The sequence below is a fragment of the Gordonia sp. 852002-51296_SCH5728562-b genome (assembly GCF_001665475.1).
Taxonomy (GTDB): Bacteria; Actinomycetota; Actinomycetes; order Mycobacteriales; family Mycobacteriaceae; genus Gordonia; species Gordonia sputi.
Map to the genome: position 1 here is coordinate 1 of NZ_LZMI01000075.1, position 19,295 is coordinate 19,295.

General features: G+C 66.2%; 21 protein-coding genes and 1 tRNA gene. 14 read left to right on the forward strand and 8 right to left on the reverse strand.

Annotation, left to right across the window (positions count from 1 at the left end; translation table 11 throughout):
• The first annotated feature begins 204 nt into the window (after nucleotides 1-204).
• Nucleotides 205-957 carry a hypothetical protein gene (locus A5766_RS13455; RefSeq protein WP_005208129.1) on the forward strand — a complete coding sequence of 251 codons (753 nt, stop codon included), beginning with the start codon at nucleotides 205-207 and terminating at the stop codon, nucleotides 955-957.
• A gap of 151 nt (nucleotides 958-1,108) precedes the next feature.
• Nucleotides 1,109-1,657, forward strand: coding sequence for a putative glycolipid-binding domain-containing protein (locus A5766_RS13460; protein ID WP_005208128.1), 549 nt, complete (start codon nucleotides 1,109-1,111; stop codon nucleotides 1,655-1,657).
• A 4-nt stretch (nucleotides 1,658-1,661) separates the two neighbouring features.
• Here A5766_RS13460 and A5766_RS13465 read toward each other — a convergent pair whose 3' ends face one another.
• Entirely contained in the window at nucleotides 1,662-2,666 is a 1,005-nt protein-coding gene (locus tag A5766_RS13465) for a prephenate dehydrogenase (protein WP_005208126.1), read from the reverse strand.
• Between the two features lie 115 nt (nucleotides 2,667-2,781).
• Here A5766_RS13465 and A5766_RS13470 point away from each other — a divergent pair, with 115 nt between their 5' ends.
• Nucleotides 2,782-3,324, forward strand: a complete 543-nt coding sequence (locus A5766_RS13470; protein ID WP_005208124.1) for a tRNA adenosine deaminase-associated protein — start codon at nucleotides 2,782-2,784, stop codon at nucleotides 3,322-3,324.
• Nucleotides 3,325-3,373: 49 nt separating this feature from the next.
• A complete protein-coding gene (locus A5766_RS13475; protein WP_039856708.1) occupies nucleotides 3,374-3,835 on the forward strand; it encodes a nucleoside deaminase in 462 nt (153 codons plus the stop codon).
• A 72-nt stretch (nucleotides 3,836-3,907) separates the two neighbouring features.
• Here A5766_RS13475 and A5766_RS13480 read toward each other — a convergent pair whose 3' ends face one another.
• Nucleotides 3,908-4,855: an NAD-dependent epimerase/dehydratase family protein gene (locus A5766_RS13480; protein ID WP_005208120.1), complete on the reverse strand. Its 948-nt coding sequence runs from the start codon at nucleotides 4,853-4,855 to the stop codon at nucleotides 3,908-3,910.
• A 70-nt stretch (nucleotides 4,856-4,925) separates the two neighbouring features.
• Between A5766_RS13480 and A5766_RS13485 the strand changes: the two genes are divergently transcribed.
• From A5766_RS13485 to A5766_RS13500, 4 genes are all read left to right on the forward strand, one after another.
• Entirely contained in the window at nucleotides 4,926-5,561 is a 636-nt protein-coding gene (locus A5766_RS13485) for a TetR/AcrR family transcriptional regulator C-terminal domain-containing protein (RefSeq protein ID WP_005208118.1), read from the forward strand.
• Nucleotides 5,562-5,682: 121 nt separating this feature from the next.
• Nucleotides 5,683-5,949 carry a hypothetical protein gene (locus tag A5766_RS13490; protein ID WP_064905034.1) on the forward strand — a complete coding sequence of 89 codons (267 nt, stop codon included), beginning with the start codon at nucleotides 5,683-5,685 and terminating at the stop codon, nucleotides 5,947-5,949.
• Between the two features lie 161 nt (nucleotides 5,950-6,110).
• The gene (locus A5766_RS13495; protein ID WP_005208107.1) at nucleotides 6,111-6,320 is read left to right on the forward strand and encodes a CsbD family protein; all 210 of its coding nucleotides are present in this window, start codon (nucleotides 6,111-6,113) and stop codon (nucleotides 6,318-6,320) included.
• Nucleotides 6,321-6,403: 83 nt separating this feature from the next.
• Nucleotides 6,404-6,494 (forward strand) — tRNA-Ser (locus A5766_RS13500).
• 209 nt (nucleotides 6,495-6,703) lie between these two features.
• On the opposite strand, the gene A5766_RS13505 is transcribed toward A5766_RS13500, so the two are convergent.
• On the reverse strand, nucleotides 6,704-7,780 hold the full coding sequence (locus A5766_RS13505; protein ID WP_005208067.1) for a D-alanine--D-alanine ligase family protein: 1,077 nt from the start codon (nucleotides 7,778-7,780) through the stop codon (nucleotides 6,704-6,706).
• Between the two features lie 85 nt (nucleotides 7,781-7,865).
• Here A5766_RS13505 and A5766_RS13510 point away from each other — a divergent pair, with 85 nt between their 5' ends.
• Entirely contained in the window at nucleotides 7,866-9,176 is a 1,311-nt protein-coding gene (locus A5766_RS13510; RefSeq protein WP_039856685.1) for a UDP-N-acetylmuramoyl-tripeptide--D-alanyl-D-alanine ligase, read from the forward strand.
• Between the two features lies 1 nt (nucleotide 9,177).
• Here A5766_RS13510 and A5766_RS13515 read toward each other — a convergent pair whose 3' ends face one another.
• Nucleotides 9,178-9,975 (reverse strand): MerR family transcriptional regulator, encoded by a 798-nt coding sequence (locus tag A5766_RS13515; protein ID WP_005208064.1) that lies wholly within the window; start codon nucleotides 9,973-9,975, stop codon nucleotides 9,178-9,180.
• A 51-nt stretch (nucleotides 9,976-10,026) separates the two neighbouring features.
• Nucleotides 10,027-10,479: a hypothetical protein gene (locus A5766_RS13520; protein ID WP_039856684.1), complete on the reverse strand. Its 453-nt coding sequence runs from the start codon at nucleotides 10,477-10,479 to the stop codon at nucleotides 10,027-10,029.
• A 136-nt stretch (nucleotides 10,480-10,615) separates the two neighbouring features.
• Between A5766_RS13520 and tgt the strand changes: the two genes are divergently transcribed.
• The gene (tgt, locus tag A5766_RS13525) at nucleotides 10,616-11,869 is read left to right on the forward strand and encodes a tRNA guanosine(34) transglycosylase Tgt (RefSeq protein WP_039856704.1); all 1,254 of its coding nucleotides are present in this window, start codon (nucleotides 10,616-10,618) and stop codon (nucleotides 11,867-11,869) included.
• Nucleotides 11,870-11,889: 20 nt separating this feature from the next.
• Here the strand turns inward: tgt and A5766_RS13530 are convergent, their stop codons facing one another.
• Nucleotides 11,890-12,762 (reverse strand): hypothetical protein, encoded by an 873-nt coding sequence (locus A5766_RS13530; RefSeq protein ID WP_064862152.1) that lies wholly within the window; start codon nucleotides 12,760-12,762, stop codon nucleotides 11,890-11,892.
• A gap of 67 nt (nucleotides 12,763-12,829) precedes the next feature.
• Nucleotides 12,830-13,033, reverse strand: coding sequence for a hypothetical protein (locus A5766_RS13535; RefSeq protein ID WP_005208060.1), 204 nt, complete (start codon nucleotides 13,031-13,033; stop codon nucleotides 12,830-12,832).
• Between the two features lie 417 nt (nucleotides 13,034-13,450).
• Here A5766_RS13535 and A5766_RS13540 point away from each other — a divergent pair, with 417 nt between their 5' ends.
• Both A5766_RS13540 and A5766_RS13545 read left to right on the forward strand, forming a co-directional pair.
• Complete coding sequence (locus A5766_RS13540; protein ID WP_005208059.1) at nucleotides 13,451-14,800, forward strand: hemolysin family protein; 1,350 nt, start codon at nucleotides 13,451-13,453, stop codon at nucleotides 14,798-14,800.
• On the forward strand, nucleotides 14,793-15,818 hold the full coding sequence (locus A5766_RS13545) for a hemolysin family protein (protein WP_005208057.1): 1,026 nt from the start codon (nucleotides 14,793-14,795) through the stop codon (nucleotides 15,816-15,818). The genes A5766_RS13540 and A5766_RS13545 overlap by 8 nt, the downstream gene beginning before the upstream one ends.
• 15 nt (nucleotides 15,819-15,833) lie before the next feature.
• Here the strand turns inward: A5766_RS13545 and gluQRS are convergent, their stop codons facing one another.
• Complete coding sequence (gluQRS, locus tag A5766_RS13550; RefSeq protein ID WP_064905036.1) at nucleotides 15,834-16,769, reverse strand: tRNA glutamyl-Q(34) synthetase GluQRS; 936 nt, start codon at nucleotides 16,767-16,769, stop codon at nucleotides 15,834-15,836.
• Nucleotides 16,770-17,145: 376 nt separating this feature from the next.
• Between gluQRS and A5766_RS13555 the strand changes: the two genes are divergently transcribed.
• Complete coding sequence (locus A5766_RS13555; protein ID WP_039856682.1) at nucleotides 17,146-18,201, forward strand: ATP-dependent DNA ligase; 1,056 nt, start codon at nucleotides 17,146-17,148, stop codon at nucleotides 18,199-18,201.
• A gap of 1 nt (nucleotide 18,202) precedes the next feature.
• Nucleotides 18,203-19,288 carry a DNA polymerase domain-containing protein gene (locus A5766_RS13560; protein WP_005208054.1) on the forward strand — a complete coding sequence of 362 codons (1,086 nt, stop codon included), beginning with the start codon at nucleotides 18,203-18,205 and terminating at the stop codon, nucleotides 19,286-19,288.
• Nucleotides 19,289-19,295 lie beyond the last annotated feature (7 nt).

Consider the following 19,295-nt stretch of genomic DNA (forward strand, 5'->3'; position numbering starts at 1 on the left):
GCGCCCCCTCCAAAACCCCCTCTTGCGGGTTCCCCCCCCCACACCCCGGGCTCCCCCACCCCCCCCCCCCCCCCCGCCGGCCGGGCGGGGGGGGCCTGGCCGGGGGCGGGCCGTCGTGTTGTCGTAGCGGTCCGTATGGTCGGGATCAGGGATCGTCGGGATCAGGGATGGTCGGGATCACGATGTCGAGACGGGAGCGTCAGCATGGGACAGCAGGAGGCGGGGCCACGGCCCGAGGACCTCTATCGCGCGCCGTTGATGCCTGGCCTCTACCCGCCGCTCGGCTTCGCCCCCGACGGCACGCCGCGGTTCGTTCCCGGCCAGCAGCCCTCGCGTGCAGCCGCCGGACCCCAGGCTCCCGCAGGCGTCACACCGCAGTCGGGAGGCGCCGGAGCGCCCCCACCCGGCCCTACAGAACCCGGCCCATCAAGATTCGACGACGAGCGGCGTCAGCCGAAGTCGCCGGGCAGGTTCGGCACGGGGGTGGTGTTCGCGCTGGTCGCGGCCGTCGTTCTCGGTTTGGTGTTCTACGGTTTCTCGCTGATCCGACAATCCGACGCGCAGTCCCAGGACGCGCCTGCGACCCTGACGCTCGTCGATCCCACCACCCCCGACGTCCCGACCCAGCAACAGCAACCCAACAACCCGATGGTCCCGCCCGGTGCGACGCCTGCACCGCGCGACAGCGACACCGCGGGCCGATCCGTCACCTACGACGCGACCATCGAGGGCAGCGGAACCATCCTCTACGTCGACGACGTCGGCCTGCGCAGCGAGTTCACGCCACCTCCAACCTGGCACCTCGAGTTCACCGCGGGATCGGCGCCGCTACGACTGTTGGTCCTGGCCGGGCTGAACAGCTCGGCGTCGTGCGAGATCAAGGTCGACGGCCAGAGCGTCTCGATCGATCGGGTCGACGCCGGGTCGTCCCGACGCACCGCCACCTGCCGCGCCTGACCGTAACGAAGTGGTGGAGACCGCCATCCGATGTGTGTCGCGGCCTCTCGCTCGCTACCGTAGACGCGTGAGTACAACCCCAGCCCCTGATCACGACACCGCGGCGAGCGGCGGATCGGTCGATACCGCTCCGGTTCGGGAGTACAAGACGATGATCACCTGGCGTGGTGTCGGAGTCGACAGACTCGAGCAGGTGCGCCTGCACGTGTCCGGACTGCGCATCAAGGCATACGGTCGCATCATCTCGGCGGCAACCGCCGACAACGAGGCGTTCTCCGCGTCGTACGAGCTGATCACCAACGACGCGGGAATCACCAAGCGACTCTCCATCCACCTCCTCCGGGAGAGCGGCGAGAGCCAACTCGGACTCTCTCACGACGACGAGAACCTCTGGCTCGTGCGCACCAACGGCGACACCATTCGCAGCGACTTCGACGGCGCGCAGGACGTCGACCTGGCCATGTCGCCGATGTTCAACGCGCTGCCCATCCGTCGATTCGGCCTGACCACAGCTCCGACCGACGTCGAGATCCCGGTGGCGTACGTCTATCTGCCGACCGGCGACGTCAAGCCTGCGCGGATGCATTACACCTCCGGGCCCGACGGCATCGACGTCGTCTCGCCGGTGGCGACCGCGAAGATCACCGTCGACGACAACGGATTCGTCGTCAACTACTCGGGACTGGCCGAGCGCGTCTGAGGGGTCACCCCAGCCAGACCCGACCCTCGTGGGCCTGTTTGCGCATGTCCGACGCCCAGCCGGGTGCGCCGACGCTGACCCCGACAATGGGCTCCCGACCCCGCGCGGCCATTTCCTCGTAGGCCATGCGTGCGCGATGCCCGTCGTCGATCAGCGCGGCAACGCTGCCCGAGTCGCGCAGTTCGTCGCGTGCCTGCACGAGACGGTCGATCGCCTCGCTGAGCGCGTTCAGCACGGCGATGTCGTTGGCCTCGATCATGGCGCGCTGCAGTGCGGGTTCGGTCGCGGCCACGCGCGTCCCGTCCCGGAAACTGCCGGCTGCCAGACGAAGTGCGAGGTTGCTCTCTCCTGCGCCCACAGCAGCCGTGTCGGCGGCAAGCAGGTGCGGAACGTGCGAGATCGCCGCGACGGCCCTGTCGTGTGCGTCGGGCGCCGCGGGTACGACAATCGCTGACACCTGCAGCGCGAGCTCTGCCACCGCGGTCCAATCGTCGGCGTCGGTGTCGTCGGACGTGGTGACCATCCACATCGCATTGGTGAACAGCGTCGGATCGCATGCGTCCCATCCGGACCGGCTGGTCCCGGCCATCGGATGCCCGCCGACGTACCGCGCATGCGGATGAAGCCTGGAAACCTTCTCTGCCACAGCCTGTTTCACGCTGATGACATCGGTGAGCAGACATTGCGGTGCCGTCTCGGCGATTGCACTCAGCAGCGGCTCGATCGTCGTGACCGGGGTGGCCAGCACGATGATCGCGTCGTCGGCTGCCGCGCGTCGCAGCGTCGCAACCAGATCCGACGAGGCGTCGTATCCAGAATTCGACGCCGCGTCGACGGTCGCCTCGGAGCGGTTGTAGCCGAACACGTCGCGCCCGGCCGCCGTGAGGGCCTGCATGAACGACCCGCCGATCAGCCCGAGGCCGAGGATGCAGACCGGTCGTCGAGTCGTCGACGTCGCCTGTGATTCCTGCGCGGTCTGCGGTTGGCTGCCCTGCTTGTCTCCGGTCACAAGGACCAGATTCGCACATCGGTCGCGGGTCCCGGAGCGTGTGCCGACGGAGTGTGGACGGCCAGAGTCGGAAGGGGATTGGGGCGGGCGTCGATTCTCGACTACCGTGAGCGTCATGGCAGGTGCCGGCGCTGGGGTTTCGGACTCCAACAAGCAGCAAGCGATCGACGATATCGAGGGTTTCGCGGTAGCCGTGGTCCGCGAGGATGCCGCTTGGAAGGTGAAGGCGCTCGACGAGTCCGCCCTGACCGACCTGTCCGCCGCCGAGACGCAATTGCGTGAGCTGCGGGCAGCGGGTGCCGTGTTCGGACTCCTCGACATCGACGACGAATTCTTCATCGTCGTCCGCCCGGCCCCCGGCGGTGCACGACTGCTGATCTCCGACGCGACCGCCGCGATCGACTACGACATCGCCGCCGACGTCCTCGACGCCATCAACGTCGACGTCCCCGATCTCGACGACGACGAGCTCGACGACATCGACCCGTGGGAGGAAGGCGACCTCGGCGTGCTCTCCGACCTCGGACTTCCCGACGCGGTGATGGGCGTCATCGTCGGCGACACCGACCTCTACGCCGACGAGCAGATCGGCATGATCGCCGCGCGACTCGGATTCGCCGACGAACTGTCGAAGGTGCTCGACTCGCTCGGACACTGAGGGCCCGCGTGTGAACGGCGGGCATGACGCGTCGCGCGTTCCGGATCAGATGAGCCTGTGGGATCAGATGATCGGTGAGGCGCTGTCCGCGGCCGTCGACTCCTCCGGACCCGACGATGTCCCCATCGGGGCCGTGGTCTTCGACCCCGCGGGCGTCGAACTCGCGCGCGCAGGCAACCGTCGTGAACTCGACGCGGATCCGACCGCCCACGCCGAGATCCTCGCGCTCCGAGCCGCCGCGCACGCCTTCGGTGACGGGTGGCGCCTACCCGGGTGCACCATCGCGGTCACCGTCGAGCCGTGCACGATGTGCGCTGGCGCGATCACGCTCTCACGCGTCGACGCACTGGTCTTCGGCGCGTGGGAACCCAAGACCGGCGCCGTCGGGTCGCTGTGGGACGTCGTCCGCGACCCGCGCCTTGCCCACCGCCCGCAGGTCCGCGGCGGGGTGCGGGAGGCGGAGTGTCGGGAGCTGATGGTCGGCTTCTTCGACACGCGCCGCGAGGGCTGAGCCGTCGACGGTGCGCTCGAGACGGCCGACTGGGCGCTCAAGACTGTCGACCGTGCGCCCCTGACCGCTCCGTCACGGCGTGACGACGGCGCGCTCCGGTCCGTCGTAGCTCCACGCCTTCTCGACGTCGTCGATCCCGAACGCCGCGTAGGGCACCTGCAGGGCGCCCGATGCGATCGCGTCGATGACCGCGGGAATCGAGCGCATCTGCTGCTCGGCAGACACCGAACCCGCCCCGCTGCCGGAGATCGTGATGTTCCGTGATCGCAGGAGCGTCGACGGTACGGCGGCGTGCGTCCCGGCGAGCGACCCGATCTGCACGTACGAGATCTGAGCGTCGTCTTCGTGCAATCCCTGCCGCCCCAGCGCGGTGAACGTGGCCTCGGCGACCGGACCCCAGACGTAGTCGAGGACAAGGTCGGGGGTCGACGTGGCAACGGCCTCGGCTAGCGCGCCTGCTGGATCGTCGACATCGAGTTCGACGACGTCGACGTTGGGCGCGCGCAGGCTGCGTAGTACCGCCTGGTTCCGGCCGGCGGCGATGATGCGGTCGGCACCAAGGACCCGTGCGCTCTGAACTGCCAGCCGACCCGACATTCCTGTCGCACCCAGGATCAGCACGGTCCCGAGCCTGCCGCGCGCGTCCCGGTGGGCGTGCAGCGGAAGCCATCCGGAGCCTGCGGGATTGACCCCCGCGGCCACTGCGAGCGGGTCGGCGTCGTCGGGGACCGGAAATCCGCCCTGTGCTGCCATGCGCTCGGCCATCGTGCCCCAGGGAGGTGCGATGCGGCCCGTGTAGCGCAGTGAACCGTCTGCTGCGCGCACCACAGCGTCGATGCCTGGCACCTGCGGGTAGATGCCGGAACTGCCGTAGTGGCGGCCCGCCGCCAACGACCTGACGATCTGGTGCAGACCTGCGCCCACGAGCTCGAAGAGCTGTGTTCCCGCGACGACCTCCGGTTCGTCGAAGGTTCCGGGCACCGGGTTGTGTCCGGCTTCGGTGATGATTGCTGCCTTCATGAGGAGTCTCCTTAACTTAGTTAAATCGGGACTGCCACCAGGTTCCCTTAACTTTGTTAATCTGTCAACCGTGCCGACAGGACGATCCAAAGGACTGACCCGCGCCGACATCGTGCAAGCGGCGTTGGATCTGCTCGACGAAAAGGGCATCGACGCCGTCACGGTCCGCGCTGTGGCGACCCGACTCGGAGTCAAGGCGCCGGCCCTGTACTGGCACGTCGAGAACAAGCAGGCGCTGCTCGACGAGATGGGCACCGAGATTCAACGTCGGGTGATCACCGAACTCCGTGCGCAACCAATGGACGTCTGGCCCGACTCGGTCGCGACCTACGCGCGCGTGCTGCGTCGCGAATACCTCGCCCACCGCGACGGCGCACGCACGTTCAGCGGAACGCGACTGACCGACCCAGAGGTGCTGCGTGCGCAGGAACCGTGGCTCGAGCAGCTCGTCGCGTCGGGCGTTGATCTCGAAAGGGCGGTGCGCGCAGTCGAATTCGTGACAGCTTTTGTCGTCGGATTCGTCATCGAAGAACAGGAGCGTGCGCAGTCGGGCGAGCCGCGTTACTCGCTGTCGGATCGGACCGAGATGCTCGGCGACGACGTTCCGCTGGTCGCGGAGGCCGGTCGGATTCTTTTTGGCGATCGAGAGCAGCGATTCGAGCGCAACCTCGACGCCATCGTCGACGTGCTGCGCGCTACCACCTGATCGCAGGGGTGTCGAGGTATGCACAAACCAGGGTTCTCACCCAAAGACACAGGCGCCCCGTTGTGGCAGGTTGGTAATCGAGCGCGGAGCATCGGGCTCCGCATGGCGAGGAGTCGACACCATGAGTGAATCCAGCGACAAGATCAACGAGGCCGTGGAATCGGTCAAAGGCAAGATCACCGAGTTCACGGAGAACGAGGTGCAGGACGCCGTGGGCACGGCGAAGGAGAAGTTCACCGAGTTCACGGAGAACGAGAAGGTGCAGGACGCCGTGGGCACGGCGAAGGAGAAGATCACCGAGTTCACCGAGAACGAGAAGGTGCAGGACGCCGTGGGTACGGCCAAGGAGAAGTTCGGCGAGATCAAGGACAAGCTCCTCGGGAAGTGAGACCGGTCCCGCGTGACCGCAGGCAAGGTGCGCACGACTGACCCGCCAAGGCTTCGACCCGGCCAGATTTCGATATAACAGCGCCACTTCGACGATGTGTACGGTGGATTTCAGGAGACGCGAAAACCGCGCTCTGGTTCGCACACGCGAAGGAGAGTTCTATGGCAACCACTGATGATGCACAGAACAAGGCAGAAGAGCTCAAGGGTCGGGGCAAGGAAGCTGTCGGAAGCCTGACCAACAACGACGACCTCAAGAATGAGGGCAAGGGCGACCAGGCTGTAGCCGAAGGCAAGCAGAAGGTCTCCGAGGTTGCCGACAAGGTCAAAGAAGGCGTCGACAGCATCAAGGACAAGCTCACCGGCCACTGAGCCATACGGCGTGGCGAGCTCGCCATGCACCTCGCTGACCTGCTGATTTAGTGTCAGACGCCAGCTGCGGTACAGTCTTCCGCGGTGGCGTGTCCGAGCGGCCGAAGGTGCAGCACTCGAAATGCTGTGTGCGGTAACCCCGTACCGAGGGTTCAAATCCCTCCGCCACCGCCAGAAACACCCCCTCATCTACGCAGATGAGGGGGTGTTTCGCTGTCTGGGGGTTAGTTGGCTCTCCCGTTTTCAGTCATTTCTGAAGGGTCCCGACGAGCCGACCTGGGCTTTTGCCGCCGGGCATCTCTGAAATTGACTGAAAACGGGAGCGGCCCGGAACGTCTTCGGACGGAGCACGTCCACCTGCCGTGCCAGGCGGGGCGACGGCGTCAGTGCTCCGTCGAGAACCCCGCGCGCCGACGGTGCGCTTCCAGCGCAAGCGTGACGAGGCGGTCGATCAGGTCGGGGTAGGCGATGCCGGTGGCGCCCCACAGCTTCGGGTACATCGAGCCGGGGGTGAATCCGGGGATCGTGTTGACCTCGTTGAGCAGCCAGCCGCGGCCCGGCTCCTCGTAGAAGAAGTCGACGCGCGCCATGCCCGCGCACCGCATCGCGAGGAATGTCTTCGCCGCGAGCTCGCGGACCTCGCGTACCGCCTCATCGCTCAGCGGTGCCGGGATCACCAGCTGGGCTGCGCCGGTGATGTATTTGTCCTCGTAGTCGTAGAACTCGCTCCCGGAGATGATCTCGCCTGGCACCGACGTCTCGGGGTTCTCGTTGCCGAGCACCGCAATCTCGACCTCGCGCCCGGACACGAACTCCTCGATCACCACGACGTCGTCGTAGCGCAGTGCCAGGTTGATCGCGTCGTCGAGTTCGGTTGCGTTGTGCGCCTTGGTGATTCCCACCGACGACCCGAGGTTGGCCGGCTTGACGAACAGCGGCAGGCCCAGCTCCTCGATGGCGCGGAACGCGACGGTGCGCGGGTCGTCGACGCCGTCGCGGTATTCGATCCACCGGCACTGCGGGATTCCCGCCTGCGCGGCGATGACCTTGGCCATGCCCTTGTCCATACACGCTGCGGAGCTGAGCACACCGGCGCCGACGTAGGGCAGCTTGAACAGCTCGAGCATTCCCTGGATCGTGCCGTCCTCGCCGTGCGGGCCGTGCAGCAGCGGCAGCACAACGGTGATCGCTCCGTCGGAATCGGCCTGTAGCTCGCGCAGCGGGTCGACGACGGTGCCCGCGATGTCGAGTGCATCGGGCAGCGGTGTCTTGTCGGCCAGTGAGGCGATCACCTTGTCGTTGCGGACCCAGGTCCCGTTCTTCGCGATACCGATCGGGACGACGCTGTACTTGGCCGGATCGGCTGCTGCCAGCACGTGCGCCGCGGTCACGCGCGACACATCGTGCTCGGCGGACACGCCGCCGTAGAGAACAACCAGGCGAAGCAGGGGAGTCGACATGGGTCACACGATACGTCGACGCCTCGCCGCGCTCTCCCCGGCGTGCGGGGCGTTTTGCTCCTTCCTCTAGCGTTGAGTCGTGCACATGCAGGCAAATGAGGTGGCGGACGCGGTTGGCGGTCAACTCGTCGGAAACGACGTGACGGTCGACGGCGCGACGATCGACTCGCGCGCGGTGCGGTCCGGACAGCTGTTTGTCCCGGTCGTCGCTGCTCGCGACGGACACGACTTCATCGAGGGCGCGGTGTCGGCGGGAGCGGGCGCCTACCTCACCTCGACCGGCCCTGTCGAGGGCGTCGAGGCCCCGGCCATCACCGTCGTCGACACCGCGCTCGCACTCGCCGACCTCGGCCGTGCAGCGCGGCGTCGACTTCCCGAACGGGTGGTTGGGATCACCGGGTCGGTGGGCAAGACGTCGACCAAGGATCTGCTGGCCGGACTGCTCTCCACGACGTTCCGCACGGCCGCGAGCGAGAAGTCGTTCAACAACGAACTCGGCCTACCGCTCACCCTGTTCAACGCCCCCGACGACACCGAGGCCGCGGTCGTCGAGATGGGTGCGCGCGGGGTCGGGCATATCGAGTTGCTGTGTTCGATCGCCCACCCGACCGTCGGCATCATCACCCGGGTCGAGGGCGTGCACCTCGAACTCTTCGGCAGCATCGAGGCCGTCGCGCGTGCGAAAGGTGAACTGGTCGAGGCACTTCCGGCCGACGGCATCGCCGTGCTCAACGCCGACCACGAGCGCGTCGCGGCAATGGCATCCCGCACGTCCGCGCAGGTGCTGACCTACGGCCTCACCCCCTCGGCAGACGTCGTGGCCACCGACATCGTCGTCGACGATCAGCTCCGTGCATCGTTCCGCCTGCACACGCCGTGGGGCAGCACGCAGGTGTCGCTCGCGGCGCGCGGCGAGCATCAGGTGTCCAACGCGCTCGCCGCCGCGGCGGCAGCGGGCGGGCTCGGCGTACCCGTCGAGTCGATGCCCGCCGGGTTCCTCGACGCCGCGCTGTCGGGTCTGCGCATGGAGCTCTCCACCACGGCCGACGGCGTCGTCGTGCTCAACGACGCCTACAACGCCAACCCGACGTCGATGTCGGCCGCGCTGCGCTCCCTGGCGGCCCTCGATGCTCGACGACGCTTCGCCGTGCTGGGAACGATGGCAGAACTCGGACACGATTCAGCCGCCGAGCACGAGGCGATCGCGACCCAGGCCGACTCACTCGGCGTCACGGTGATCGCCGTCGACGAGCCCAGCTACGGCTCGACGGCCACCCACGTCGCCGACATCGACGCCGCCGTCGCAGCACTCGACGGACTCGAGCGCGGCGACGCGGTCCTGGTCAAGGGCAGCCGCGTCGCAGCGCTCGAGCGGGTCGCCGAAAAGCTGGGCTGACTCACTTCCCGTCTGTGTCCTTACCTTCTGCGTTGGCGCGGATCACGTCGCGCAGGAACACCGCGAGGCCGGGCGCGACGGCGTCGTAGTGCTTGGCGAATCGCGGATCGGCGACGTACATGTCGCCGAGACAGACCTGCATCTCGTAGCCGCAGTCGTAGAACTTCTCGATGCTCGCCCGATGTTGCTCGGCGAGATCGTTTGCCTCGGCAGAACTCGGTTCGACGCCGCGCCGCAACGCGTCGGCGAGTCGTGCCTCGAAGGCGTCGGCGTCGGCTTTGATCTGGCGCCAGTCGTCCTTGCTGAACTGGGCCGTTCGCTGCTGGCTCTGCTTCCACTCGTCGGTGTCACCCCAGCGCTGCTGCGCCTCGGCTGAGTACTCCTCGGGTAGCCACTCGTCGCCGAAGATCTCGCTCTGCTCGGCGGCCGACAACTGAATTCCTGACTTCTTCGCGTCCATCATGTCCTCCACTGCTGCGACCATCCGGTGCAAGCGAGCGATCCGCTCATTGAGCAGATCGCGCTGGGTGGTCAAGTGGCCCAGCGCATCTGCGTGCGGATCGTCGAGCAGGGTCGCGATCTGCTCGAGCGGAAAGCCCAACTCCCGGTAGGTCAGCACCTGGTGGAGGCGCTCGACGTCGGCGTCGTCGTACACGCGGTATCCCGCGGGTGTTCGGCCCGTCGGGATGACCACACCGATCTGGTCGTAATGGTGCAGCGTCCGCACACTGACGCCGACGAGGCCAGCGACCGCACCGACGGTGAGGTCGCCCGACGACGGGGCATTTCCTTCGCTCACACCGATGACCTTGCTGCCTGACGTCGCGTGAGGGTCAAGTCGGCGAATGCACTACGGCGCGAAGCCAACTCTGTCCGAGCCCTTCTCGCACGCCGCGAGCAGGCCGTGTCCGGTGGCCGGGGCGCACGACCAGCCGTCGACATCCTGCGGCTCACCACTCGAGATCTTCGGTCCGTACGACTTCGCCAGTGTCATGGCGTCGGCACAACTCACGTCGCCGGCCAGAATCTGTACGGTCAGCGCGCCGTCGGGCCCGGAGATCTGGTCGCACGACTTGGTGCCCGCGGCGGTCTCGGGCGGTACCGAGGTGGTCGGTGTTCCCGGTCGGGGGCCGCCGACCACGGCGGGGCTCGTCGAATCGCTCACCTGCGTCGTCGCAGAGCTCGACGTGTCTGATTGCTGGTCGGAGCCACAGCCGGTCAGCGCCAGGGACGTGGCCGCGAGGGCTCCGCAGCAGGCCAGCACGATCCGGGTGGGTACCTTGAGGTTCGTTCCGCGCGTCATGGACTCACCGTAGCGAATCGACGCTTCGGGTCCGCGGACCTCGTCGGGAGCTGGTTTGAGCTCAGGGCGCTCGACCTGCGAAGATCGGTCGGTGACCCCGCCCGACATCGACGCTCCCGACACCAACCCGACCGGTCTGCACCTGCATCCCGAACATTCGTACGCGGTGGGCACGCGGCTCGACGGTTCGCTCGGCCGCACAGGGGTCATCACGACGCCGCACGGCGAGATCCACACACCCGCCTTCGTTCCGGTCGGAACCAAGGCGACGGTCAAGACGGTCCTGCCCGAGGCGGTCGCCGCGCTCGGCGCGCAGGCCGTGCTCGCCAACGCCTATCACCTGTATCTGCAGCCGGGACCCGAGATCGTCGACGCCGCGGGCGGCCTCGGCGCCTTCATGAACTGGTCGGGTCCGACCTACACCGACAGCGGCGGGTTTCAGGTCATGTCGCTCGGCACGGGTTTCAAGAAGGTCATCTCGATGGACGTGACCGGCGAGCAGGACGACGAGAAGATTGCCGAAGGGCGCGAACGACTTTCCCGTGTCGACGACGACGGCGTCACCTTCAAATCGCATCTCGACGGGTCGTCGCATCGGTTCACGCCCGAGCTGTCGATGCAGATCCAGCACCAACTCGGCGCCGACATCATCTTCGCGTTCGACGAGCTGACCACGCTGATGAACACCCGTGGCTACCAGGAGAATTCGCTCGAACGCACCCGGCAGTGGGCGATTCGCTGTCTGGCAGAACACAATCGGCTTTCCGTCGAGCGTGGACATCGACCCCAGCAGTCGCTGTGGGGAGTCCTGCAGGGCGCGCAGTACGAGGATCTACGACGCAAAGCTGCCCGTGACCTGACCGAGCTCTCGCGTCGCGACCAGGATTCCGGTGGAAAGGGCTTCGGCGGCTTCGGAATCGGCGGCGCCCTGGAGAAGGCCAACCTCGGCACGATCGTCGGCTGGGTGAATTCCGAACTGCCAGAAGACAAGCCGAAACATCTGTTGGGTATCAGCGAGCCCGACGACATCTTCACCGCGATCGAGAACGGCGCAGACACCTTCGACTGCGTCTCGCCGACCCGCGTCGCGCGCAATGGCGCCATCTACTCGCTCGACGGCCGCTACAACATCACCAACGCGCGATACCGCACCGACTTCCGCTCACTTGATCCCGAGATCACCAACTACACCTCGCAGTACTCGCGCGCCTACCTGCATCACCTGTTCAAGGCGAAGGAAGGACTCGGTGCGACGCTGGCAACACTGCACAACGTCGCCTTCGTCGTGCAGATGGTCGACGGCGCGCGCAGAGCCATCGAGTCCGGCGACTACTACGCCTACCGCGAAGAGTTCCTCGGCCGGTACTACGCGGGCAATCGCAACGACTGAGCCACGCAATGGCCGGGTGATCAGGCCGTTTGCGACTCGAGAACCGTGTGTTCCGGCGTGATGCGTTCCCAGAAGACTGCGCCGACGCAGGCGATGACCACCCATCCGACGCCGATCACCCCGCACCACAGGATCAGCGTCATGGCCACCCCGATCGGCCCGAACCCGTTCCAGCCGGAAAGCAGCGCCGGAAATGCTACTCGCGAGGCGAGTGGCAGGACGACACCATCGACCGCGACCCCGGCCAAGCCGGCCAGAAGAAGATAGCGCAGACCTCGACCGCCGTCGCGGACCAAGAGCGGTGGGGTCAGTGACCAGAAGATCCACACCGGTATCAGCCCGACGACGAACATCAGCGCGTGTGTGGTCGAGGTGGCGCCGACGGTGTAGGTCAGCCATTCTCGCGTAGCCAGCATCACGAGGTACAGCAGGAACCAGATGGCGCCGCGGAGGAGACGTTGGCCGAGCCCGAACTGTTCCCGACGCCACGCCTTTCCGAAGATGGCGGCGATGGTGATCGACATGGGGATTCCCCAGACTAGGAAGCCCGCAACGCCGAATATGGTCCAGCTCGATCGCAATCCTGCGGAGTTGCCGAAGGCCTCGCGTACCTGGTCGTCGAGCGGGTGGTGGAGCCCGGTTTCCCGGATGAACACCGTTCCCGGGCTCGCGTTGGAGGCGAACCCGGAAAAGTATCCGAATCCGAGGATGATCAACGGAATCACCGTGGTGAACAGCTCGACTGACACGAGAGTGCCCGCGGTGCCGCCGTCGATCTCGGTGAACCGATCAGCGATCGCGGTCGTGATCCGACCCGACCGGGCCTCATGCAGTCGACGACGACGCTCCGCGAATCGACTCTCCGGATCGATACGCTCGCGCTGTTCACTCATTGGTGCATATCGAAATCACTCCGAACGCAGTCGCTACTTCTCGTTGGTCGCTACTACTCGTTGGTCGCTACTTCTTATCGTCGAGCTTTGTCTTCTCGTCGGCGGCCAGCCGGGCGATCACTGCTGCTCGCGACACCGGGTCGAGCGCGCCGATGGCGTTCTCGACCTCGGCAGTGGTCGCATCAACTGTGCGTCGCTTGCTGTTGAAAACTACCGCGGCGACCACGAGTGCGATACCCACAGCAGCGATGACAATTCGATTCGGACTCATGATGTCCTTCTTGGATTCGCTGGGATGCCTTCAGAGTTGAAGCTACCCTCGTCGCACCTCTTTGTGGTGAGCCAATGGTCCTGAAATCATCGGATTCGACTGTCCGCCAATGCAAATCACCAAGCCATGTCACCGATCGTGGACCAAACGGGCATACTGCCTGCGCCACCAGGTAGGCCGACGAGGATCCGCCCCTACTGCGGTCCGCACTCTCCGGGAACCAACGCAATGTCCGTTTCGTTGACTTTCACGTATCCTGGAGTCCGATATTCCACATCCCCACCCGCGACAGAAAGACACGATGAACCGCGCTCGGCGCAAAAAACGGAAACCTCGACGATCCGGCCCCCACTCGGGGGCATTCACAACTTCTGACCCGTCGGCATTTGTTCCGACGGTCCGCGACGAGGTGATCGCATGATGATGCTCCTCGGAATCGTGATCGGAATCCTCGTCGTCTTCGCCATCACCGCGTTGACCGGCTACTTCGTAGCGCAGGAGTTCGCGTTCATGGCCGTCGACCGGTCGCGACTCAAAGCCCGCGCAGCCGACGGTGATGCCGCGGCTGCCCGCGCACTCTCGGTGACACGCAGAACGTCGTTCATGCTCTCGGGCGCCCAGCTCGGCATCACCGTGACCGGCCTGCTCGTCGGCTACGTCGCCGAGCCATTGATCGGCAGTGGCGTCGGCGAACTGTTGGGCGACGTCGGCATCCCCGTCGCCGTCGGCGTGGCCATCGGCACCGTGCTGGCCGTCTTGTTCTCGACGGTCGTCCAGATGGTGTTCGGCGAACTGTTTCCCAAGAACCTCTCGATCGCACGCCCCGAGCCCGTCGCGCGTCGACTCGCGCTCTCGACGTCGATCTACCTCAAGGTGTTCGGTCCGGTCATCTCGCTGTTCGACGCCGCGTCGAACCTTCTGCTCAAAGCGCTGCGGATCGAGCCGGTGCACGACGTCGAGCACTCCGCGTCACCGCGCGACCTCGAACACATCGTCGCCGAGTCGCGGGAGGTCGGGGAGTTGCCCGCCGAACTGTCGACGCTTCTCGATCGTGTCCTCGACTTTCCCACTCGTACAGCAGAGCACGCGATGGTGCCCCGGCCACTCGTCGACTTCGTCGCAGCCGATACGTCGCTGTCGGAGGTTCGCGACCTGATGGCCGTGGGGCATACGCGATATCCCGTGGTCGGAGCCAACCCCGACGACGTCGTCGGGATCGTGCATCTGCACGATCTGCTCGAACGTCTCGACGAAACCAGCCTCACCGCAGCTGATCTCGCGCGACCCGCCGCGATCGTGCCCACCACGCTGCCGCTTCCGGCGGTACTCGAACGACTCGACACCACCTCTGACGACGAGATGGCTGTCGTGATCGACGAATACGGCGGAATCGCAGGCATCATCACCGTCGAAGACATCGCCGAGGAGATCACCGGCGAGATCGACGACGAGCACGATACGACATCGTCCGAACCGATCGAACTGACCGACGACGGCTGGCTCGCCCGCGGCGACACACACCTCGACGAAGTGTCACGCGTCATCGGGCACGACGTGGCCGAAGGCGACTACGAAACCCTGAGCGGACTTGTGATTTCGACGTCGGGCGGACTGCCCCAGGTCGGAGACAGCGTCGAATTGCCGCTTGCCGACGGCGCTTTCGGCGTCGCCGCTCCAACGGTGACCGCAACGGTGACGCAGGTCAGACGCCGCGTGCCCGCAACCGTCCATCTCGTCATCACCGAGTCGGGAGACGCCGATGAGTAACCCGTGGGTTGTGCTCGCGGTCACGGTCGTGTTGATCGCGGCGAGCGCGTTTTTCGTCGCCGTCGAATTCGCGTTGATCGCGGCTCGTCGCCACCGTATCGAGGATGCCGCACAGACCAGTCGTGCCGCGCGGGCCGCGCTACGCAGTTCGTCGGAACTGTCTGTGCTGCTTGCCGGTTCGCAGTTGGGTATCACCGTGTGCACGCTTGCGCTCGGCGCGGTGACCAAACCCGCTGTGCATCACTGGATCACGCCGGGAATCGAAGCACTCGGCGCGCCGCTGTGGATCGCCGACGTCGTGGGATTCATACTCGCGCTGATCATCGTGACATTCCTTCACCTGGTGGTCGGCGAGATGGCACCCAAGTCGTGGGCGATAGCCCACCCGGAGAGATCGGCTGTGCTGCTGGCGATTCCGATGCGCGCCTTCATGTGGGTGGTGCGCCCGGTGCTCGTCGTGCTCAACCAACTCGCCAACTGGTGCCTGCGTCGCGTTGGTGTGCAACCCGTCGATCAGGTGTCGTCCGGGCAGGATTCGGCGACGTTGCGACAGTTGGTCGACCACTCCGCCGAGACCGGAGTGCTCGACGACGAGTATCACCACAGGCTCAGCGCGGCGTTGGCCACGGAGGCGCTCGCGGTGGGCGACGTCGTCGGCGACGGCGCACTCGACGGTGTTCCCGCGGATGCTTCTCCCGCTGGGATTCAAGAGGTTTCGCGTCAGACGGGGCACTCTCGGTTGCTCGTCGTGCGCGGTGGGGCTGATGAGAACCTCACCCGCGACTCGGTGATCGGCGTGGTGCACGTCCGCGACAGTCTCAATGCCGCAGCCGATGTCACGGCTGCCGACCTTGCCCGAGATGTGTTGATCCTGCCTGCCGAACTACCCGCGTACGAAGGTATGGCGCGCATGCGAGACCAGCGTGCACATATCGCGCTGGTCTCCGCCGGTGATGAGATTCTCGGCGTGCTGACGCTCGACGATCTGCTCGACAGACTGCTGACCACCGCGTCCTGAGCGGATGCGACTGCCTCAGATCCATTCGTCGTCGGTGAGAATCCACGGCTGCGTCGGGAGCTTCGTCGGATCGAATCGTTGAGCGAGGTCGGCGAGGGTGACATGTTCGCCGGGCTCGGCCAGCCGTAACGACGCCGCGATGTGGTCGAGAACGGTCGCGGTGTCGACGCCGCGGGCGGCGAGGTCGGCGAGTGTGACTGCTCCGTCGCGCTTCGACAAACGAATCTGCTTGTCGTTGAGCACCATCGGGACATGCGCGTAGACCGGCGGTGTGTGTCCGAGCAGCGTCGTCAGATATGACTGGCGTGGCGCCGACGGCAGGAGGTCGTCGCCACGGACCACCTGGTCGGTACCCTGCTCGGCGTCGTCGATGACCACCGCGAGGTTGTAGGCGGGCGTGCCGTCGCCGCGTTGGATGACGAAATCGTCGACGGCTCCGGTGTATTCGCCGTGCAGGACGTCGACGACGCTGAACTCGTCGACGTCCGACACGATCCGGATCGCGGGAGGACGCCCGGCTGCGCGCTTACTCTCGCGCTCCTCTGCGGTGAGGTGTCGGCACGTCCCGGGGTACGCGCCCGGTGGGGAGTGCGGCGCCGACGGGGCTTCGAGGATCTCGCGTCTGGTGCAGAAGCACTCGAAGGTGCGGCCGCGCCTGGTCAGGTCGTCGATCAGCGCGCGGTACCGATCGAGCCGGTCGGTCTGGTACACGACCGGCGGCTCCCAGTCGATCCCGAGGGCGTGCAGGTCGTCGATCTGTCGCTGATCGGATCCCACCGCGGTGCGGTCGAGGTTCTCCATGCGCAGCAGAAACCGGCGGCCCGAGGTGCGGGCGAAGAGCCACGCCAGCACGGCCGTGCGCAGGTTGCCGACGTGCAGGTCGCCCGACGGCGACGGCGCGTACCGCCCGGCAGGAAGCGCCGACTGCGCAGCGGGTTCGTGTGCGGACATCGGTCACGACACTACCGCCGCCGGTGGTCTCGACAAGCTCGACCAGCGGGGGAGGCTCGCCAAGCGGGTGGGCCCTTTCCGCTGATTGAGCGGCCGCGAGCGCAGCGAGCTGCCGAACCCTACCGCTGATTGAGCCGGCCGCGAGCGGAGCGAGTTGCCGAGTCGAAATCACTTGGGGTGGTCTCGACAGGCTCGACCAGCGGTGGGCGCTTGACCAGCGGGGGGAGGCTCGACCAGGGGTGGCGCCTTTTCCGCTGATTGAGCCGGCCGCGAGCGCAGCGAGCTGCCGAGTCGAAATCACCAGCGGGGGACGCTCGACCAGCGGCCGACCGCGCGGCTCATTGCGGGATCGTCGTGCAATGGGGAGTATGGGGTGGTGGACCTACCGGTCATGCCTCCCGTCGCGCCGATGCTCGCCAAGGCTGTCTCAGCGGTGCCGGAACAACCAGACGGCGAGCCGTCGTGGTCCTACGAACCCAAGTGGGATGGCTTTCGTGCGTTGGTCTTTCGCGACGGCGACGAGGTCTACATCGGTTCTCGCGGAGGCAAAGACCTGGCGCGCTACTTCCCCGAAATCGTCGACGCCGCGCGCGCCGAACTCCCCGACAAGGTGGTCCTCGACGGCGAGATCGGCGTCCCGTCCGTCATCGACGGCGTGCACCGCCTCGACTGGGACTCGCTCGCGCAGCGGATTCACCCCGCCGACTCACGCGTGCGGATGCTCGCCGAGAAGACGCCCGCGATCTTCATCGGATTCGACGCGCTCGCACTCGGCGACCTCAGCGTCGTCGACGAACCCTTCGCCGTACGTCGCGACACGCTCGTGAAGGCGGTGGGCCCACACGAGACCGGCAGGCGGTTCAACGTCAGTCGCGTCACCGCCGACGCCGACACCGCGCGCACCTGGTTCTCCGCATTCGAGGGCGCGGGCCTCGACGGCGTGGTCGCCAAGCGGATCGGCTCGCCGTACGTCGAGGGCAAGCGCGAGATGCTGAAGGTCAAACACAAGCGCACGGCCGACTGTGTGGTCATCGGCTACCGAGTGCACAAGAGCGGAACCGGTCTGGGTTCGATGTTGTTGGGCCTCTACACCGATTCGGGAGATCTCCACATGGTCGGCGGCGCAGGAGCATTCACCGACAAGAAGCGAATCGAACTCGAAGAGATGTTTGCGCCGATGCGCACCGATCCCGACAAGCCCGCACCGGGCGAGCCGACGCGGTGGCGATCGGAGAAGTCGGGGGAGTGGATTCCGATCAGGCCGGAACTGGTCGCCGAGGTCGCCTACGACCAGATGGAGAATCACCGATTCCGGCACACCGTCAAGTTCCTACGGTGGCGTCCCGACCGCGATCCCGAGAGCTGCGGCTACGACCAACTCGACGTCCCGCTGACCTACGACCTCCACGATGTGCTGGAAGGGGAAGGCTGACATGGCATCCCGCTCGCCTGCTGAGGAACTCGACGTCGAGGGTGTTGCCGTCCGAATGAGCAACCCCGACAAGATCTATTTCCCCGAGCTCGGTGAAAACGGTGGTCGCAAAAGAGATCTCGTCGGCTACTACCAGCGCATGGCGCAGGCGCGCGACGACGGCGCCGACGGCCCGTTCCTCGTCGCCCTCCGCGATCGCCCGACATTCCTGCAGCGCTTCCCCGACGGCATCGACGGCGACGAGATCTACCAGAAGCACCTACCGAAGAAGCGACCCGACTTCATCGACTCGACGCGCATCACGTTCCCCTCGGGCAGAACCGGGGATGCACTCCGTCCGACGAGCCCGGCGTCGATCGTCTGGGCGGCCAACCTCGGGACCGTCACCTTCCATACCTGGCCGACGGTCGCGGCCGACAACGAGCATCCCGATCAACTGCGCATCGATCTCGACCCACAGCCCGGCACCGACTTCGACGACGTTCGACGCGTCGCCGTCGACCTCCTCGCGCCGCTCCTCGACGAGCTCGGCTACGTCGGATATCTAAAGACGTCCGGCGGCAGGGGGATTCACGTGTTCATTCCCATCGAGCCGCGGTGGGACTTCATCGCGACCCGACGCTGTGGCATCGCGCTCGCCCGCGAATTGGAGCGTCGAGACCCTGACGCCGTGACCACCTCGTGGTGGAAAGAGGATCGCGGCGAGCGGATCTTCATCGACTTCAACCAGAATGCGCGTGACCGGACCATGGCTGCGCCGTATTCGGTGCGACGCAACGCAATCGCGCGTGTGTCGACTCCCGTGACCTGGGCCGAGCTCGCCGACGTCGATCCCGACGACTGCACCATGCGTAGCGTTCCGGAACTCGTTGCGCAACGGGGTGATCCGATGGCCGACATCTCGACGCATCGTCGTGGCCTCGAACCACTGCTGGAGATGGTCGAGCGCGACGACGCGCAAGGTCTCGGCGACATGCCCTACCCGCCGAGCTACCCGAAGATGCCGGGTGAGCCTCCGCGCGTGCAGCCGAGCAAGAAGGTGGGTGCCCACTGGGATGAGGAAGGAAACAGGATCGGTCCGAACTGAGCGTCGA

Bases quoted from the DNA above. Each gene is read 5' to 3' on its own strand.
- gluQRS (WP_064905036.1), bottom strand. From the start codon at position 16,769: ATGTCCGCACACGAACCCGCTGCGCAGTCGGCGCTTCCTGCCGGGCGG.
- A5766_RS13540 (WP_005208059.1), top strand. From the start codon at position 13,451: ATGATGATGCTCCTCGGAATCGTGATCGGAATCCTCGTCGTCTTCGCC.
- A5766_RS13460 (WP_005208128.1), top strand. From the start codon at position 1,109: ATGATCACCTGGCGTGGTGTCGGAGTCGACAGACTCGAGCAGGTGCGC.
- A5766_RS13530 (WP_064862152.1), bottom strand. From the start codon at position 12,762: ATGAGTGAACAGCGCGAGCGTATCGATCCGGAGAGTCGATTCGCGGAG.
- A5766_RS13490 (WP_064905034.1), top strand. From the start codon at position 5,683: ATGAGTGAATCCAGCGACAAGATCAACGAGGCCGTGGAATCGGTCAAA.
- A5766_RS13505 (WP_005208067.1), bottom strand. From the start codon at position 7,780: ATGTCGACTCCCCTGCTTCGCCTGGTTGTTCTCTACGGCGGCGTGTCC.
- A5766_RS13455 (WP_005208129.1), top strand. From the start codon at position 205: ATGGGACAGCAGGAGGCGGGGCCACGGCCCGAGGACCTCTATCGCGCG.
- A5766_RS13520 (WP_039856684.1), bottom strand. From the start codon at position 10,479: ATGACGCGCGGAACGAACCTCAAGGTACCCACCCGGATCGTGCTGGCC.
- A5766_RS13535 (WP_005208060.1), bottom strand. From the start codon at position 13,033: ATGAGTCCGAATCGAATTGTCATCGCTGCTGTGGGTATCGCACTCGTG.
- A5766_RS13560 (WP_005208054.1), top strand. From the start codon at position 18,203: ATGGCATCCCGCTCGCCTGCTGAGGAACTCGACGTCGAGGGTGTTGCC.
- A5766_RS13545 (WP_005208057.1), top strand. From the start codon at position 14,793: ATGAGTAACCCGTGGGTTGTGCTCGCGGTCACGGTCGTGTTGATCGCG.
- A5766_RS13470 (WP_005208124.1), top strand. From the start codon at position 2,782: ATGGCAGGTGCCGGCGCTGGGGTTTCGGACTCCAACAAGCAGCAAGCG.
- A5766_RS13475 (WP_039856708.1), top strand. From the start codon at position 3,374: ATGAGCCTGTGGGATCAGATGATCGGTGAGGCGCTGTCCGCGGCCGTC.
- A5766_RS13495 (WP_005208107.1), top strand. From the start codon at position 6,111: ATGGCAACCACTGATGATGCACAGAACAAGGCAGAAGAGCTCAAGGGT.
- A5766_RS13510 (WP_039856685.1), top strand. From the start codon at position 7,866: ATGCAGGCAAATGAGGTGGCGGACGCGGTTGGCGGTCAACTCGTCGGA.
- A5766_RS13480 (WP_005208120.1), bottom strand. From the start codon at position 4,855: ATGAAGGCAGCAATCATCACCGAAGCCGGACACAACCCGGTGCCCGGA.